12 protein-coding genes are annotated in these 16,603 nt (G+C 72.1%); 5 read left to right on the top strand and 7 right to left on the bottom strand.

Going from position 1 to position 16,603, the window contains the following annotated elements; translation table 11 throughout:
• Positions 1-10: 10 nt before the first annotated feature.
• Together WMF42_RS38640 and WMF42_RS38635 are read right to left on the bottom strand one after the other, a co-directional pair.
• Complete coding sequence (locus tag WMF42_RS38640; protein WP_437688196.1) at positions 11-3,202, bottom strand: type I polyketide synthase; 3,192 nt, start codon at positions 3,200-3,202, stop codon at positions 11-13.
• A gap of 1,687 nt (positions 3,203-4,889) precedes the next feature.
• Complete coding sequence (locus WMF42_RS38635; RefSeq protein ID WP_437688195.1) at positions 4,890-6,140, bottom strand: VWA domain-containing protein; 1,251 nt, start codon at positions 6,138-6,140, stop codon at positions 4,890-4,892.
• Between the two features lie 311 nt (positions 6,141-6,451).
• On the opposite strand from WMF42_RS38635, the gene WMF42_RS38630 reads away from it, so the two are divergent.
• On the top strand, positions 6,452-7,879 hold the full coding sequence (locus WMF42_RS38630; protein ID WP_437688194.1) for an ATP-binding protein: 1,428 nt from the start codon (positions 6,452-6,454) through the stop codon (positions 7,877-7,879).
• On the opposite strand, the gene WMF42_RS38625 is transcribed toward WMF42_RS38630, so the two are convergent.
• The 5 genes from WMF42_RS38625 to WMF42_RS38605 all read right to left on the bottom strand — a co-directional run bounded on the left by WMF42_RS38625 (position 7,835) and on the right by WMF42_RS38605 (position 12,841).
• Positions 7,835-8,503, bottom strand: a complete 669-nt coding sequence (locus tag WMF42_RS38625) for a UPF0158 family protein (RefSeq protein WP_437688193.1) — start codon at positions 8,501-8,503, stop codon at positions 7,835-7,837. The genes WMF42_RS38630 and WMF42_RS38625 overlap by 45 nt on opposite strands.
• A gap of 176 nt (positions 8,504-8,679) precedes the next feature.
• Entirely contained in the window at positions 8,680-10,065 is a 1,386-nt protein-coding gene (locus WMF42_RS38620) for a sigma-54-dependent transcriptional regulator (RefSeq protein WP_434043619.1), read from the bottom strand.
• Positions 10,062-11,522 carry a sensor histidine kinase gene (locus WMF42_RS38615; protein WP_437688192.1) on the bottom strand — a complete coding sequence of 487 codons (1,461 nt, stop codon included), beginning with the start codon at positions 11,520-11,522 and terminating at the stop codon, positions 10,062-10,064. The genes WMF42_RS38620 and WMF42_RS38615 overlap by 4 nt, the downstream gene beginning before the upstream one ends.
• A gap of 459 nt (positions 11,523-11,981) precedes the next feature.
• Positions 11,982-12,296: a hypothetical protein gene (locus WMF42_RS38610; protein ID WP_437688191.1), complete on the bottom strand. Its 315-nt coding sequence runs from the start codon at positions 12,294-12,296 to the stop codon at positions 11,982-11,984.
• 218 nt (positions 12,297-12,514) lie between these two features.
• Positions 12,515-12,841: a putative quinol monooxygenase gene (locus WMF42_RS38605; protein ID WP_434043616.1), complete on the bottom strand. Its 327-nt coding sequence runs from the start codon at positions 12,839-12,841 to the stop codon at positions 12,515-12,517.
• A gap of 156 nt (positions 12,842-12,997) precedes the next feature.
• Between WMF42_RS38605 and WMF42_RS38600 the strand changes: the two genes are divergently transcribed.
• From WMF42_RS38600 to WMF42_RS38585, 4 genes are all read left to right on the top strand, one after another.
• A complete protein-coding gene (locus WMF42_RS38600) occupies positions 12,998-13,924 on the top strand; it encodes a LysR family transcriptional regulator (RefSeq protein WP_437688190.1) in 927 nt (308 codons plus the stop codon).
• Between the two features lie 142 nt (positions 13,925-14,066).
• On the top strand, positions 14,067-14,261 hold the full coding sequence (locus WMF42_RS38595; protein ID WP_437688189.1) for a hypothetical protein: 195 nt from the start codon (positions 14,067-14,069) through the stop codon (positions 14,259-14,261).
• Positions 14,262-14,292: 31 nt separating this feature from the next.
• Positions 14,293-14,964 (top strand): hypothetical protein, encoded by a 672-nt coding sequence (locus WMF42_RS38590; protein ID WP_437688188.1) that lies wholly within the window; start codon positions 14,293-14,295, stop codon positions 14,962-14,964.
• A gap of 195 nt (positions 14,965-15,159) precedes the next feature.
• Positions 15,160-16,116 (top strand): hypothetical protein, encoded by a 957-nt coding sequence (locus WMF42_RS38585; RefSeq protein WP_437688187.1) that lies wholly within the window; start codon positions 15,160-15,162, stop codon positions 16,114-16,116.
• Positions 16,117-16,603 lie beyond the last annotated feature (487 nt).

Raw genomic sequence — 16,603 nt, 5'->3', positions numbered from 1 at the left:
CGCGGTCTCCCTAGACGAGCGCATCGATGGACTGGAACAGCTCATCGTCGGACATCTCGGACGTCTCGAGCGCCTGTGGGGGCGCAACGTCTTCGAGCACCCCCGGCGGCCGGCGGCCGTCAGCGGCGCTCGAAGCAGAGTCCTTGATCGAGGAAAACATTCCCTCCAGGAGGGCGCGAGCGATCGCTCGTGGCGTCGGGTGGTTGTAAACGAAGGTCACGGGCAGCTTCCGGCGTGTCCTGCGTCCCAGCCGGCTCCCCAGCTCCACGGCGATCGGCGATTTCAATCCGAGATCCCGCAGCAAGACGTCTGGCGGCACCGCCGGCGCCTCCAGCCCGAGCACCGCTGCAATCTCTGCGCGCACCCATTCGAGCAGCCGTTCTTCCCGTCGCGCGGGAGGCAGCCCGGCCAGCTTTTCTGACCACGACTCTTCCGCGACGCTGGACGCCGCTGCGAGGGCCGCGCTCTCGTCCGTATCGAACCAGTAACGCAGGCGCTGGAATGCATAGGTCGGCAGGTCCACCAGGCTGCCGCCGAACGGCGCCAGCACCGCGCGCCAGTCGACAGGCTGGCCCTGCACATGCAGCGCGCCCAGCGAGCCGAGGAGCCGCGCGAGCCCGCCGTCGTCGCGCTGCAAGCTGCCGACAACCACGCCCTCGCGCTCGGCGCACGCCGCGGTCAGCGGCGACGCCAGCACCGGGTGCGCACTGACCTCCACGAAGACGCCATGCCCGTCGTCCAGCAGCCGGGCGAGCGCGCGGTCCAGCCGCACCGGCTGGCGCAGGTTGCGGCACCAGTACGCCCCGTCGAGCGCCGTCCCCTCCAGCACACCGCCGGTCACTGTCGAATAGAAGGGGATCCTCGTGGCCCCTGGCCGGACCGGCGCCAGGCGCTCCAGGAGCTCTGGCAGCACGACGTCCACGTGCGCGCTGTGGGATGCGTAATCGACGTTCACCTTTCGGCAGAAGATGCCTTCGGCCTCGAGCTGCGCGACCAGCCTGTCCACCGCCTCGGCGTCTCCCGAAACGGCCGTCGAGCTCGACGTGTTGACCACCGCAATGGCCAGAGCCCCCCCGAACGGCGCCAGGCGGCGCTCCACCTCGCCGGCCGGCAGCTCCACCGCCGCCATCGCCCCTGCGCCCGCGAGCCGCCGCACGAGCGCGCTTCGGACCGCCACGACCCGCGCCGCGTCGTCGAGCGAGAGCGCCCCCGCGACGTACGCCGCCGGGACCTCGCCCTGGCTGTGGCCCACCACGGCCGAAGGATCGAGGCCCCACGCGCGAAAGACAGCGGACAGGCCGACAGCCATCGCGAACAGGGCCGGCTGCACCGCGTCGACGCGGTCGAGCGACGGCGCTGCCTCCCCGGCGTCGCCGCGCAGCAACGAGAGCACCGACCAGCCCGTCAGCGGCCTCAGCGCCGCGTCGCACGCCTCGACGGCCTCGGCGAACACCGGCGACGCGGACAGGAGCGCTCGCCCCATCGCCGGCCACTGGCTGCCCTGGCCCGGAAACACGAAGACCACCTTGCCCCGCTCGCGCGCCTCGCCGACCGTCACGGCCCCGTGGGCGCGCCCGTCGGCCAGGGCCTTCAGCGCATCGACGGCCTCGGCCACGCCCGCCGCCATCACCGCGGCCCGAGCGCCGAGGTGCGTCCGCCGCACTGCCGCCGTGTGGACGACGTCCTCCCAGCGCGCCTCGCGGTGCTCCGTGAGCCACGCCGCCCACCGGCCCGCCTGCGCCCGCAGCGCCCCGTGGTCCCTCGCCGACAGCACAAGGGGAAGGCCAGACGGCGGTACGGCGGCGCCGGGTTCGCTGCCCGCCTCGGCGGCGCTCTGCTGGAGGCCCCCGCGCCACTCCTCGAGCACCACATGGCAGTTCGTGCCGCCGAAGCCGAATGAGCTCACGCCTGCTCGCCGGGGCCGATCGACCTCCGGCCACGCGCCGTGCGCCGTCTGGAGCCGGAGGCCCAGCGATTCGAAAGGTATCTCGGGGTTCGGGCGCTCGACGTGCAGGCTCGCCGGAAGCGACCCGTGACGCAGCGACAGCGCTGTCTTCATCAGACCGACGACCCCGGCGGCTGCCTCCGCGTGACCGAGGTTGGTCTTGACCGAACCGACCCGCAGCGCGCGATCCGCCGCGCGTCCTGCGCCGAGCACCCGTCCCAGCGCCGTCGCCTCCACGCGGTCGCCGAGCGGCGTTCCCGTCCCATGCGCCTCGACGTAGTCCACTTCGGCGGGAGACACCCCGGCGCGCGCATACGCCTCTCGCAGCACGGCCTCCTGCGCCTCCCCGCTCGGCGCGGTCAGCCCGTCGGTCAGCCCGTCGTTGTTCACGGCCGAGCCACGCACGACCGCATAGATCCGATCCCCGTCCGCGGTCGCCCGCGACAGCGGCTTCAGGACCACGAACCCGACGCCCTCGGCGCGCACGTAGCCGTTGGCGCGGTGGTCGAACGCCTTGCACCGGCCGTCGGGCGACATCGTCCCGAGCTTCGTCATCTTGATCGTGTTGTATGGGGTCAGGATGAGGTTCGCGCCGCCGGCCAGCGCGAGCTCGCACTCTCCGCTCTGCAAGCTCTGCAATGCGAGATGCACCGCCACGAGGGAGGACGACGACGCGGTATTCACCGACAAGGCCGGCCCACGAAGGCCAAAGGTGTAGGCGATGCGCGCTGCGATCATCCCCGGGTCGCTCCCCGTGGCCCCGTGCGGCGAGATGGATTCGGGATGTCGCGACGCGAGCACGTCGTACTCCGCCCACATCGAGCCGACAAACACCCCTGCCCGGCTGCCCCGCAAGCTCCTCGCGTCCAGGCCTGCGTCCTCCAGCGCCTCCCACGCCGTCTCGAGGCCGAGGCGCTGCTGCGGATCCATATGTTTCGCTTCGCGCGGCGAGAGGTCGAAGAAAGGCGCGTCGAACGCCGCGACCCCGGCGAGGAAGCCGCCATGGCGGGTCGCAATCTTCCCGGGGACGCTTGCGTCGGCGTCGTAGTGGGCATTGACATCCCACCGGTCCGGCGGGACCTCGCTGATAAGGTCGCGCCCTTGAGATAGGGCCGCCCACAAGGATCCGGGCGAATCGATGCCGCCGGGGAAGCGACATCCCATTCCCACCACAGCGATGCCCGCGGATGGACGAGGGAGCCCCGAGGCAGGCCGTGCATCCTCTACGGACCGGGCTTTCGAGTCCCATAGCCCCATCGCCATTACGGGGCTAGACGACGACGTGTCGGGCATAGGGAAGTGCGCGCCAGGCTAGCACCTACAGTAATATACGCAACCTTTCGTCGTTCGCTTTTCCAGTCTTTCAATCAAGTGCGCATGTTGTAAGAAAAGTTACAGAGCTATCGTGAGGGCTGAGTGGTTGCGCCGAGTACGCTGTGGTGGGCCTGGCGTCGCGAGGGCCAGGCGGGGTCGACTGCATTGCATCAGGTCGAGTTGCCCGGGTAGAGGTGGCCCGTGGTCCGAGCTGCGAAGCACGCCGGAAACATGGCGGACACCAGGCCTCTGCCTTTCCGGAAGGCGACCTGTCCGACTCTTCGAGGCGCACCCTGCGAACAGAAGGCGGGTGCTCAACCGAATGACAGCGCGCGTGGGCTGGTCCTTTGTCGGGCAGGTACGGAGTGGGGGGGGGAGGCCCGGGCAGCGTCTATCGGGCTCACCGAGGAGCAGGTCCTCGCGCGAGGGTGAGCCCGAGATCGCCTGCAGGAACTCGTCTCGGCGTGGGCAGCGCGGCGGGGGGCTGACGAGCGGGCGTCCCGGCCTGCGCGTCGCGTGCTCGCCGGGGGACGTCGCCCAGGCGCTCGACCTCGGCGATCGGCCGGTGGGACCACCTAGGCGTCGACCCGGTGATCGCCAGCCTGCTCATGAACGCCATCGGCTACGGTCGCGGCAAGCCGATCCGGATGCGGACCTCGGTCGAGGGCAAGTCCGCAGTGATCCACGCTGCCGCTCCCGCCCCGCGCGGCTGGATCGCCGGGGCCGCTGGGCCAGCGCCCTGGATCCCCGCTGACCGGTCCTGCGGGCCGAGAGGCGCTCTCCCAGGGGCGCCAGGCGCCGCGGGGGCAGCGACGCCGCTCCGTTCCGCCATGGTTGCAACCAGTGGTTTCAACCATGAAAGGCGGACCATGGCCATCCCCGGAAAACGGGCGACGCCGGCATCCGGCCATCGTTGGCCTGCATCGTGCAACCAGCTCGGACAGAGCGCCCGGTGCAACCTCCGGGGGCAGTCCCTCGCCAAGCACCGCGGAGACACGAAGGCACGGAGCGAACCCACAACCGTGCCTTCGTGCCTCCGCGGTGTATGCGTACGTCCGTCGTGAGAGGCGGAAGGCGTGTGGATCCCCCGGGGGGACAAGTTCACGTCCGGACGGGCGCTCAGGGGTCGTGATCTCCGCATCGTGACGCTGCGCAAAAGATCAAAACAGTTTATAGGTCGACGAGCCCTCCGCTGAGCGACGTGATCGGTCCGCCACCACATCGGTAGTTCAAGTGAAACTTTCTATCAGCCTAGTCGGCCCCTCGATCAGCACTGGTCCTCTCGTGGGCCAGTCACCCTCGCTCGAAGCGGTGGTTCGCGCGGCCGGCGCCCGCCGTCGCGTCTCCGCGAGCGCTGCCCACGGCGCCACGTCGCGAAAGCGCGCCGCCGCCCGGCGGGCGGACGAGCGCGCCGCCAAGCCGATCCGTCGCGCGCGCTGACGCGGCCTGCGCGGCCGCGGATGTCCAGGGCGCGCCTTCGCTGACGTCGGCGAGGTTCGCGAGCCGCGCCTGTCGGTCGCGGGGCCCCTGACGGGCGGCCATGGAGGCGCAGAGGACACAGAGGACGCAGACGAGAGACAAGTGCCTCTGCGTCCTCTTTGCTTCCGTGATCCCGCGCCGCGCGGGGCGCTCACCGCGCGTCGGCGCCGAGCAGCGGGCCGAGGTCCTGACCTCGCATGAGCCGCTCCACCACCTTGACGAGGAGCTTCGGCGTGCAGCCGAAGCACGGGGTCCCGAGCGCGGCGAGCTTCTGCGCCATCTCGTGGTCGTACGAGGGCTTTCCGCCGTCCGACAGCGCGAGCAGGCAGATCGACTTCACCTTGCTGTCGGCGAGCTGGCGCATGCGCGCGACGAGCTCCTCGGCGTTGCCGCCCTCGAACAGGTCGGTGATCAGGATGAGCAGCGTCTTCTCGGGCCGCTCGATGAAGTTCGCCTGGGCGTAGGCCACGGCGCGGTTGATGTCGGTGCCGCCGCCGAGCTGCGCCGTGAACAGCACGTCGACCGGATCGACGAGCATCGGAGTCACGTCGACGACCTCGGTGTCGAAGAAGAGGAGCCGGGTGCGGAGGACGTCGAGCGACGCGAAGATCGCGGCCATGATGGAGCTGTAGACGACGCTCTCGCCCATCGAGCCCGACTGGTCGACGAGGATGGCGACGTCCCACTCGTGCCGTCGCGTCTGGTTCGCCCAGAAATAGAGCTTGTCGGGGACGAGGCGGCGCCGCTCCGCGTCCCACCCCTTCAGGTTCTTGCGGATGGTGCGCTTCCAGTCGAGGTTCCTGAGGACGCGCAGCGGGCTCGTCGTGTTCCGGCGCAGCGCGCCGAGGACGGCGGTGCGGACCTCGGCCTCGAGCGCGCGCCGCACCTCCTCGACGACCTCGCGCACGATCTGCCGGGCGGTGTCCCGCGCGGCGTCCGGGATGAGGCCCTTGGCGCTCATGAGCGTGGCGACGAGCTCGATGTTCTTCTCGAGGAACGGCAGCGTCTCGGGCTCGAAGAGGAGCTGCGTCAGCCCCTTTCGCTCGATGGCGTCCTTCTGGACGAGGGCGACGACCTCGTGGCTGAAGAACTCGCGCACGGCGGAGAGCCACTCGGGCACGTAGGGCCGCGAGCCGCCGAGGCCGCCGGCGCGCTCGTCGTAGATGAACGAGAGCGCCTTGTCGAGGTCGCCGAGCCGCCGCGCGTCGACGTCGATCGCGGGCGCCGCGCCCCCGAGCCCGCCGAGGGAGAGGCGCGGGTCGACCCGCTCGGCCTCGGGCCCGAGCGCGAGCCGCCAGCGCAGCAGCGCGTCGCGATCGCTGTCGGTGAGGTCGTCCGGCGCGCCGGCGGGGCCAGCGGGCGAGGCGGGCGGCGGGGGCTTGCGGGGGGTGCGGGCGGGCATCTCGCGCAGTGTCGAGGAAACGGGGAACACCGTCCAGAGGACCGAGATGATCGAGGCGCGAGCGGCCGGTGATGCCGGCCCGGAGGGGCGGGGAGCGCCGCGGGCGCAGCGCGCTTATCGCTCCCTGTCTCGATGTGCTCTGTGCCTCTGCAGTTCAATCTCTCCATCGAGGCGACGTTGCATCCGGCGCGGATCCGAACCAACGCAGGAAGATGCGACAGCCAACTCCGCAGGGCCTGAGCTGGCCCCGTCTTCCGCGGCCCGTGCGCCTGAGCGCGCTCCTCGGGGCCGCCACGCTTCTTCTCACGAGCGTGGCCATCGTTGTCGTCGGCGCGCTGATGGTCGCGTCGACGACCATGCAACAGACCACCCGGATCCTCGGCGCCACGGTCGAGAGCGTCCGGCTCGTGGAGAGGCTGGAGATCGATCTCCTGCTCGACGCGCACCAGAGCCGCCGCGCGGTCGGCTCCGGCCGCGGGGAGCTGGCCCCCTCCCTGGCGGCGTGGGAGCAAGGCCTGAGGAGCGGCCTCGCGGCGGCGCGCGACCACGTGAGCAGCCCGGAGGAGGGCAGGATCCTCGAGCACGCGGAGCGGCGCGTGGAGGACTACCTCGCCCGGCGCCGCGCCGCCGACGCCGACGAGCTCCCGTCGGCGCCTGGCGCGCGCGAACCCGGCCTGGTCGGCGTGCACGACCCCGCGCTCGACGAGGCGTTCAGGGCGCTCGATCACCTGGTCGAGATCAACCTCGAGCAGGCCCGCGCGTCGGAGGCGCTCGTCGCGCACCTGACCCGGCGCACGACCGGCGCCGGCCTCGCGGCGGTGGTGTTCTTCCTCGCGGGCGCGTCCACGATCCTCCTCAGCGCGCGGTGGCTCATCTACCGCCCCATCGTCGCGATCCAGGAGGCCATCGGGCGCTACGGCGCGGGCGACCGCGCCGCGCGCGCGCCGCTGATCGGGCCGCGCGAGCTCGGGGAGATCGCGCGCGCCTTCAACGACATGGCAGAGTCGCTGGAGCGCCAGCGCGAGGCGCAGTTCGCGTTCCTCGGCGGCGTGGCCCACGACCTCAGGAACCCGCTGTCGGCGCTCCGGCTGTCCGTGCACTTCCTCGACGCCGACAACCGGCCCCAGGAGTCGAGCGTGCGCCGGACCATGGCGCTCGTCGGGCGGCAGGTCGACCGGCTCGAGCGCATGGTCGGGGACCTCCTCGACGCGTCGCAGATCGAGGCCTGCAAGCTCGAACTCCGGGTGGAGGAGCGCGACCTGCGCGATCTCGCGCAGGAGGCGGTGGACCTCTATCGCCCTGTCTCGCCGGAGCACCCCATCGAGCTCTCGCTCCCCGAGACACAGGTGCTCGTCCGCTGCGACGCGACCCGGATCGAGCAGGTGCTGAACAACCTCCTGTCGAACGCGCTCAAGTACTCCCCTGCCGGGGGGCAGGTCGACGTGGCGGTCCGCGCCGACGGCGAGGGGGCCGAGATCACCGTTCGCGATCGCGGGCTCGGGATCGAGCCCGAGGATCTGGCGCACCTCTTCGAGCCGTTCCGGCGGCTCAAGTCGACGTCTGGATCCATCCCGGGCACGGGCCTCGGCCTCGCGGTGGCGAAGCGCATCGTCGAGGCGCACGGCGGCCGCCTCTTCGTCGAGAGCCGTCCCGGCGCCGGCTCGGTCTTCCGGATCGAGCTGCCGCGCTCGTCGTCAAGGGATCAGGCGGACGGCCCGCGCGGCGTCTCCCATGGATGAATCGGCGGGGATCCGCAGCGCCGAGCGCGCCGCGCGCAGGTACTCCGCGAGCGACGTCAGCGCCTGGAGGTCGCTCGGACAGAGGCCGTCCGCCGCGGAGTAAAGCTGCTGGCGAGCCGAGTCGACGGCGCGGGAGCTCTGCGGCTCGGAGCTCGCGTCCTGCGAGGAGAGCTCGAGCGCGACGGGCGTGAGCCCGCGGGCGTGGAACCACCGGAGGATCGCGACCCGGATCTGCTCCTGCCGGAAGGCGCGCCAGCGGCGGAGCTGCTCCGGCCTGGCCGAGAGCGCGGCCTTGAACCGCCGGAACGATCCTGGGCCCTGCATGCTGTGCAGGAGCGCCAGCCGGAACTCGAGGTCTTCCACCGTGGGAATGAACGCCTCCAGCCATCGATACTGATCCCGAGCGGCGATGGCCTCGATGAGCACGCACCCCGGGTCTTCCTCGATGCGCGCGCGCGTGGCGGGATCGACGAGCCGCTCGTTCAGCCGGAGCACGGCGCCCGTGTCGAGGTGAAGGAAATGGCGCACGCCTCGAGCGATGTTGTCGAAGGCGTTCGCGAGCGCGATCCAGTCGACTGGCACTCTCCGGTCCGGAGCAGCAGACGCCGCCGTTGTGTGGCTCATGTTCGCGCCCTGCTTTCAGGCAGCTCTCATGCCACCAGCGCAGAACGCGCGCGCCCGCGCGCGGCGCTGCCGATCGCGCGGCGCCGCGGGTGTCGCGTTCTGCAACAGCGCGAGGACGAGCGGCGCCGCCGCCGCGAGGCGCTCCTAAAATCACCTCCGGCGCGGCGCCGGGCGGATCACGGCCTCGGGTCGCCCGCGCGCCCGGCGCGCAGGCCGTACCGCTCGAGCTTCCTGTACAGGGTCGCTCGATCGAAGCCCAGGACCTGGGCTGCCTGGCTCTTGTTTCCGCCGACCACCTCCAGGACGCGCAGGATGTAGCGCCGCTCGACCTCCTCCATGGGGACGAGCTCGGTCGGGTCGTCGCTCGAGACCAGGACGTGAGAGCGCCTGTAACTCCGTATCTTCTCGGGGAGATCGTCGACCGTGATCTGATCGTACCGCGCGAGCGCGACGGCCCGCTCGATGCAGTTCTGGAGCTCGCGGACGTTGCCGGGCCACGCGTAGGCGACGAGCTTCTCGGCCGCGGGCGCCGAGAGGCCCTTGATGGGCCGCTCCTTGACGGTCGCGAAGTGCTCGAGGAAGCGCTGCGCGAGCAGCAGCACGTCGGCGCCGCGGGAGCGGAGCGGCGGCAGATCGACGTGGACCACGTTGATCCGGTAATAGAGGTCCTCGCGGAAGCGGCGCTCCTCGATCGCTGTCTCCAGGTCGCGGTTGGTCGCCGCGATGAGCCGCACGTCCACGGGGACCTCCTCGTCCGCGCCGACGGGCCGGACGACGCGCTCCTGGAGGGCGCGCAGGAGCTTCGGCTGGAGCCCGACCGGCAGCTCGCCGATCTCGTCGAGGAACAGGGTGCCGCCGTGGGCCCGCGCGAACAGGCCGCTCCTCGCCCCCTTGGCGTCGGTGAAGGCGCCCCGCGCGTGGCCGAACAGCTCGGTCTCGAGCAGGGCGTCCGGGACCGCCGCGCAGTTCACCGCGATGAACGCGCCCTGGCCGCGCCGGCTGCGCTGGTGCACGGCGCGCGCGACGAGCTCCTTGCCGGTGCCGCTCTCGCCGGTGATGAGGATCGAGGTGTCCGAGTCGGCGACCCGGTCGAGCAGATCGAAGACGCCCTTCATGGCCGGGCTGCCGCCGAGGATCTGCTCGTAACGGTGGGAGTCGTCCACGGCGCGCCGCAGCCGGCGCACCTCCTCGCGGAGGGCGCGGTGGCGCAGGGCGCGCTCGACGGTGAGCCGGAGCGCGTCGAGCTCGAACGGCTTGGTCACGAAGTCGTAGGCGCCGGCGCGGATCGCCGACGTGGCGGTGTCGAGGCTCCCGAACGCGGTGATGACGATGACCGGCAGATCGGGCCGGTTCTGGGCGATGCGCTCGCAGAGCTCGAGGCCGTTCATGCCGCGCATGGTCATGTCGGTGACGACGACGTCGAAGTCCTCCGCGCCGAGGAGCTCGAGCGCCTCGGCGGCCGACGTGCGCCACGCCGCCTGGAATCCCCGCTTCTTCAGCCCGGCGTCGAGGAGCTCGCAGACGCCTCGCTCATCGTCGACGATCAGGACGCGTCCGGTCATGGCTTCTCCTGCGGCAGGTACATCGTGAACTGGCTCCCGGAGCCGGGGCGGCTGTCGACGTCGATCCAGCCGCCGTGCTCCTTGATGATGCCGTAGGCGACCGGCAGGCCGAGCCCGGTCCCCTCGCCGACGGGCTTGGTCGTGAAGAACGGCTCGAAGACGTGCTCGAGGACGTCGGCCGTCATGCCCTGTCCCTCGTCGCGCACCGACAGCGCGATGTAGTCGCCCTCGGCCTCTCCCTGGTCGGGCGGGGGGCTGGCGCGGACGGCCTGGACACGCACAGCGATCGTGCCGCCGGACGGCATGGCCTGGATCGCGTTGACGACGACGTTCGTGAGCGCCTGCTGGAGCTGGTCGGCGTCGGCGTGGACCACCCGATCCGGCGTGTCTCCCTCCTCGACGATCGTGACACCCTGCTTGTCCGCCAGCGGCTTCAGCATCGTGAACGTGCCGCGGATGACGCCGCGGAGCGCGGTCTCCTGCTTCTCGGCGCTGCGGCGCCGGGCGAAGTCGAGCAGCTGGCGGATGATCTGGGTCATCCGCTGCGACTGCTCGAGGATGATCTGTCCATTGATCGGCACCTCATCGCCCGACACGTCGCCGTCGACGAGCATCCGCGCGCGCCCCGTGACGACCTGGAGGGGCGCGCCCAGCTCGTGCGCGATCCCGGACGCGAGCTTGCCGACGGTCGCGAGCCGCTCGGCGTGACGGAGCTGCTGGAGCGCGGCGATCCGCGCGGCGGCCTCGGACTCGAGCTTCTGGTTCGCCGCGGCGAGGCGATCGCACATGGCGTTCATCTCGCGCCCGAGCTCGCCGATCTCGTCTTCCTGGCGCAGCGACAGCCGCCCGGAGAGATCGCCGGCGCCGATCCGCCGCGCCTGGTCGATCAACGTGCGCATGGGGCGTCCCACCAGCCAGACTCCGAGGCCCGTTGTAAGCAACCCACATACCAGCGTCAGGGCGGCTGTGGTGATCGCCGTGCTCAGGATCATGCTCCGGATGTACCGGCGCGCGCCCGCGAGCGACTCGGAGAGCTCGAGCGCGCCGGCGCGGTCGCCGGGCACGGACACCGGCACGCAGGTCACGAGCAGATCCGCGTCTTTCTGTGGGATCCGGCGCACGACCGCTCGCCCCTCGGCGACGGGGGCGAGCAGCTCCGGCGCCAGCCGGGGGCGATGGGGCTCGTCGGCCTGGCCATCGAGCCAGACCCAGCGGATGTTCACCTGCTGTTCCCGCTCGTTGGCGTCCTCCACGAGGCGCAGCGCCCGCGCGGTTCCCTCGGCGCGCCACACCTCCATGACCGCGGCCGCGAGCGCGCGGCCCATCGTGTGGTGGTCGCGCTGGACGTCGTTCTCGAAGATCCTGGCCTCTCTGCGGATCTGGGCGTAGGCGCTCAGCGCGAGCACGAGGAATACCCCGAACACGAGGGCGAGCGTCAGCTTGCGCGCGAGCTTCATGTCCGGCGTCGTAGCGCAGGTGGCGCGCGCAGGTGCGCGCGTCCAGCCATCCGCCCGGCGCCGCCGCAGAATGCGACATGCCGCGTTGTGCGGCACCCGTGTCGGCCGCCCCGCTGCGGCGCCACGCTCGCCCGCTTCAGGCTGCGGGGAAGGGAACGCGCAGCGAGCTCGGCCCGCGGTCCTGCAGGTTCGACCCGGCGTGGCTCAACAGATCCACGGCCAGGCCAGGGTATCCCCACGTCGCCGTGAAGCGCGCTGCCCGCGCGTCGATCGCCGCGCGACGGCCGCGTCGGTCGCCGCGCGACGGCGCCCGAGGTGGGCGCGCGGCGCTCCGCAGGGCGCCCTGCGCTCGGCCTGCAGGCGCGGCGTGTGGGACGTTTGCGGCCTGTGTGGCGCACGCGCGGGGGGCGGCTGCGCTCCGGACGAGCGGCATGTGCGCGCGCGGCGGGGCGGCGCGGATCAGGGCGAGCCGGTGGGGGCCTTCTCCGGACAGCAGAACAGGTGATCCGGCACCAGCATGGCGCAGCCGTCCTTCCAGGGATCGTCAGGCGCGTAGTCAGTCCGGTTCTCCGCAGGATAGAAGTACGCCCTGGGCTTCGCTGGATCGGTGCAGGCGCTGTCGCGCTCCGGCGCCGCCTCGCGGTGCTTCGGCCCGCCTGTGCTCCTGGAGCAGGCCGCGAGCGCGGCGCCGGCTGCGAGGAGCGCGATGAGGGCGGCGGCGCGCGCGCGCGCGGCGCGGCGGTGGTCTCGGTCGAGCGCCGGAGGCATTCCCATGGCCGCATCCTGCACCCGCCCGCACCGCGGCGGAAGCGGCGCGTCGCTTTCCCCGCGCGGTCTCCCCAGCGGCTTTCCGGGATCGCGGCGTCACACCGCACCTCACCGGGCGCGCTGGGCCTGCAAGGGGCTCGATGTGAGGCGCGGACAGGCTGGCGGGGAGCAGCCGAGGCCGGCGCAGGCGGCCTCGGCGCTCGGGGGGCCGCAGGGGCTACCCTTCAGCCCGTCGCGGCCGTCCCCGCCTGCCGCGCGGCGACGTCGGTCAAGGCGTAGTGCCTCATCTCCTGGATACGCTCGTAGAACGGCTTCACCTTGGCGAAGAACGACGGGAACGCCGCCGCCTTGCGGAAGCCCTGGAGATGGCCTTGCAGCGAGTCCCAGCAGATGCGGACGACGTAGCTCGTCGGATCCTCGACGCAGCGGGAGATCTCGTAGTCGAGGCAATGCTCCGACCCGCGCAGCTCCGCGGCGGCGTCGCGGTAAGCGGCCAGGAACTCCTTCTCTTGCTCCGCGGGGATCGTGTAGCGAACGTACTCGATGATCATGGGGTTGCTCTCCTCGCTGGGGGGTAGGCGCGCGCCGCGCGGCGGCATGCGCCGTCCGGAGAGGAGAGATAGGCACCCAGGGCCCGGGCGTCGAATCGGCAGTCGGCGCGGCGATCCATAGACGCCGTCGATGGATCGACGTGATATCCATCGACCATGCGGCTGCAGTCGGTCGACACCCACCTCGTCGTGGCGTTGCACGCCCTGCTCCAGGAGAAGAGCGTCACGCGCGCCGCGCGCCGCGTGGGCGTGACGCAGCCCTCGATGAGCCACGCGCTCGCGCGGCTGCGCGCCCATTTCGAGGACCCGCTGCTCATCCAGGTCGGCAGGCAGATGACGCTGAGCGAGCGGGCGCGGGACCTGGCCCCGCGGGCGGCCGAGGCCGTCGAGCGGCTCGAGCAGGTCTTCCGCCCGGTCGAGCGGTTCGACCCGCGGCGGTCGCAGCGCACGTTCCGGCTTGTCGCGACCGACAACCTCGAGCTGCTCGTGCTCCCGGCGCTGACCGCGCTGCTCGCCGTGGAGGCGCCGCGCGTCAACCTGCGCTGCGGGAACATCCCGGCCGACTTCGCCGAGCTCCTGCGCCGCGGCGAGCTCGACGGCAAGCTCGGGCGCGGCGGACCGGTGCCCGACGGCTGTCGCTCCACGCTGCTCGCGGCCGAGGAGATCGTCTGTGTGATGCGCCGCGGACACCCGGCGTCCCGGAGGCCGCTCACCGCGGCGCGCTACGCTGCTTGCGAGCACCTGATGGTCTCGCCGCACGGAGAGGACCACGGCGCCATCGATCGGGCGCTGGCGGAGCAGGGAACACGCCGGCGGGTGACGCTGACCGTGTCCCATTTCCTTGTCGCGCCGTTCATCGTCTCCGGCTCCGACCTGCTGCTCACCGTGTCCGCGCGCGTCGCCGCGGCCCTGGCCCGGAGGCTCGATCTCGTGGTGCGGCCGTGCCCGTTCCAGCTCGAGGGCTACACGCTGACGCTCGTCTGGCCTGAGCGCTCCGAGCACGACGAGGGCCACGGGTGGCTCCGCGACGCCATCCAGAGGGCTGTCGCGGTGGACTCGAGGCCAGCTTTGCCGGGCGTGTGAGACGCTGTCCGCGCCGACAGCGCACCTCCGGATGGCTTTCGAGATCCCGAAAGAGAGAGCTGTGATGATGTCCGGCCCATCGCACTGTCCTGTCTCCGATCTGGCGCGATCGCGACGGCTGCGCTGACGTCTCCCACATCACGTGCGCGCACGGCGATACGACGTGCACGGCGTGGTCGCGCTGCGCCGACGAGGCCGAGGTCGAGCGCTGCGCTGTCGTGGGGGCGGGCGCACGTGGCCGGGCGGAGGGGATCTGCCGCCGGTGTTCGGGCCGAAGAGCGAGACGTCCGACGCGAGCGAGCGGCTGCTCGACTTCCTTGAGGAGCGCCCGATGTGAGAGCATGACCGAGCAGACGCCTCTCCGATCCATGCGATACGGCCTGACCTTCCTCGTCCTGAGCGCCTCGCTCGCCGCGCTCGCCGTCCTGGCCGGCGGGGCTGCGCTCGCCCTGCTCTGGCCGGCGCTGAGCTTCGGTTTTGTTGGCGCCGCGTACATCGCGCGCCGGCCCGCGCTGCTGGGCAAGCGGCCAGACGGCACACAGGCCGCGTGGGCGCTCATCCTGCTCGGTCCGTACTTCCTCCTGACCTGGGCTGTATGGCGCGCGGAGCGGGCGCTCGGGCGGGCGGACTGCGCCAACGAGGTGGCGCCGGGGCTCTGGGTCGGCCGGCGGCCGCTCGCCCACGAGCTGCCGGCGGGCGTGCGGGTGGTCGTGGACATGACGGCCGAGTTTCCGGCGGCCGCCGCGGTGCGGCGCCACCCCGGCTACCTCTGCGTGCCGACGCTCGACGGCACGGGGCCCGAGGTGGAGCGGCTCCTGGAGCTCCTCGAGCGGCTGCGGGGCGTGGACGGCGTGTACCTGCACTGCGCCTCGGGCCGCGGCCGATCGGCGACCCTCGCGGCCGCGCTGCTGCTGGAGCGCGAGCTCGCCGCCGACGTCGACGCGATGGAGGCCCGGATCCGGCAGCGCAGGCCCGGGATCCGGCTGAACGCCGCGCAGCGGGCGCTCCTGCGCCGGGCGCGCTCGCGTTCCGGCACCTGAGGACGGCGCGCTCGCCGACGCGGGCGACGCGCCGTTCGTGCTGCTGCCCGCGTCGGAGCTCGATCGTCGGGTGCCGACGCCGGTGACGGGGCGCTCGTGCCACGCGGCGTGGGCGCGCGGCTACACCTCCGGCGCGCGCGGCGCGGGCTTTCCTGGCCGTGGGCCGCGGCACACACCATGCTCTTTCGGCTCCGCATGCTGCGCTCCCGACCTGCTGCGTTGATCGTCTCGCTGGCGCTGATCTCCGGCTGTGCCGCGCGGCCCGGGCCTGCGCCGGCCGCCTCCACCGACATCCAGCTCGCGCCCGCCCCGCGCCCGCCCGAGGCCGAGTCGGCCGGGAACGTTGCTGCCGACGGGGTGGTCCTCGTCTGGGGCAGCACGGGCGAGGGGACGCCGAGGACGTGGCACGTCGCCGAGGGCGGCGCGGTGATCCGCGAGGAGCCCGGGATCGTCGTGGCGACCCGGCGCGGGGAGTGGCGCTGGGAGGCGCGCGCGAAGGAGGTCGAGACGACGCCGTGCGAGCTCTGGGACGGGGACACGCGCGAGCCGGGCGAGGGTACGGCGACCGACGCGGCGCTCGTGCTGCGCGGGGACGGCGAGCGCCAGGCGGTGATCACGGTGCCGGAGCAGGACGAGAGCAACGTGTTCCAGCACAGCGCCGCGCTGATCGGCAGCGTGGGGCCGTACCTGTTCATCGAGGAGCGCACGTACAGCGACCTCTGCGGCGCGCACGGCTCCGAGGGGGCCGCGTTCACTGTGTGGGACGCCGAGCGCGGCGCGGCGGTCGACCTGCTCGCCGAGGTGTCCGGCGTGCCGTCGCTGCAGCGCGCGGCCGAGGCGACGCTCGACGACATCGAGGAGGATCCGGAGGCCGCGCGGCGAGAGAAGGACCCCCCGCAGCTCGTGAAGATCGCGCCGGCCTACGACGCGCGGGGGTCGCTCCGGCTCACCGCGCAGCTCGCGCGCTCGACCTGCTATGCCTGCAGCGACGGCGCGTGGAGCTCCTACTCGCGCTCGGCGACGACGCCGATCCCGCGGAGCCCGGGGCGCCTCGCGGCGTGGGCGTCGCCGCCGCCCGCGGTGCAGGCCTTCCTGGCGCAGACGCCGGGCGTCAAGCTCGGCGGCTGGTCGCGGGCCGGCCAGGAGGAGTGAGCCTGCTGGCGGCCGGGGGCAGACCCGACCGGCAGACCCGACCCAGGTTCAACCGGCAACCCGACCCAGGTTTGCTGGCGGCCGGGGGCAGACCCGACCCAGGTTCAACCGGCAACCCGACCCAGGTTGGCAACCTGGCAACCCGACCCAGGTTGGCCGGTTGGGGAGCCGCAACCCGACCCGGGTTGGACGACCCAGGTTGTCGACCCACCCGACCCGACCTGACCCGATCCGACCCAACTCTGGGGGGCCGACCCGACCCAGGTTGAGGTCTACCCATACCCAGGTTGAGGTCTACCGAGGTTGAGGTCTACCGAGGTCTACCGGGGGTAATCCGAGGCGGCCTGACACCAGCTGGCCGCGTGACAAGCGGCGGCCCAGCGTGGCGGAAATTGGCGGAAATCGGCGGCCGCCACCCCCCATAGCGGGGTAAGTCATTGAAATGATTCACATCCCTTGGTGGCGCAGCGTTTGTCTATGTGATCCG

The sequence above is a fragment of the Sorangium sp. So ce176 genome (assembly GCF_051519835.1).
GTDB classification, from domain to species: Bacteria; Myxococcota_A; Polyangia; order Polyangiales; family Polyangiaceae; genus Sorangium; species Sorangium cellulosum_G.
The sequence above is the reverse complement of the archived record's forward strand: the minus strand, read 5'-3'. Positions and strand labels throughout refer to the sequence as shown.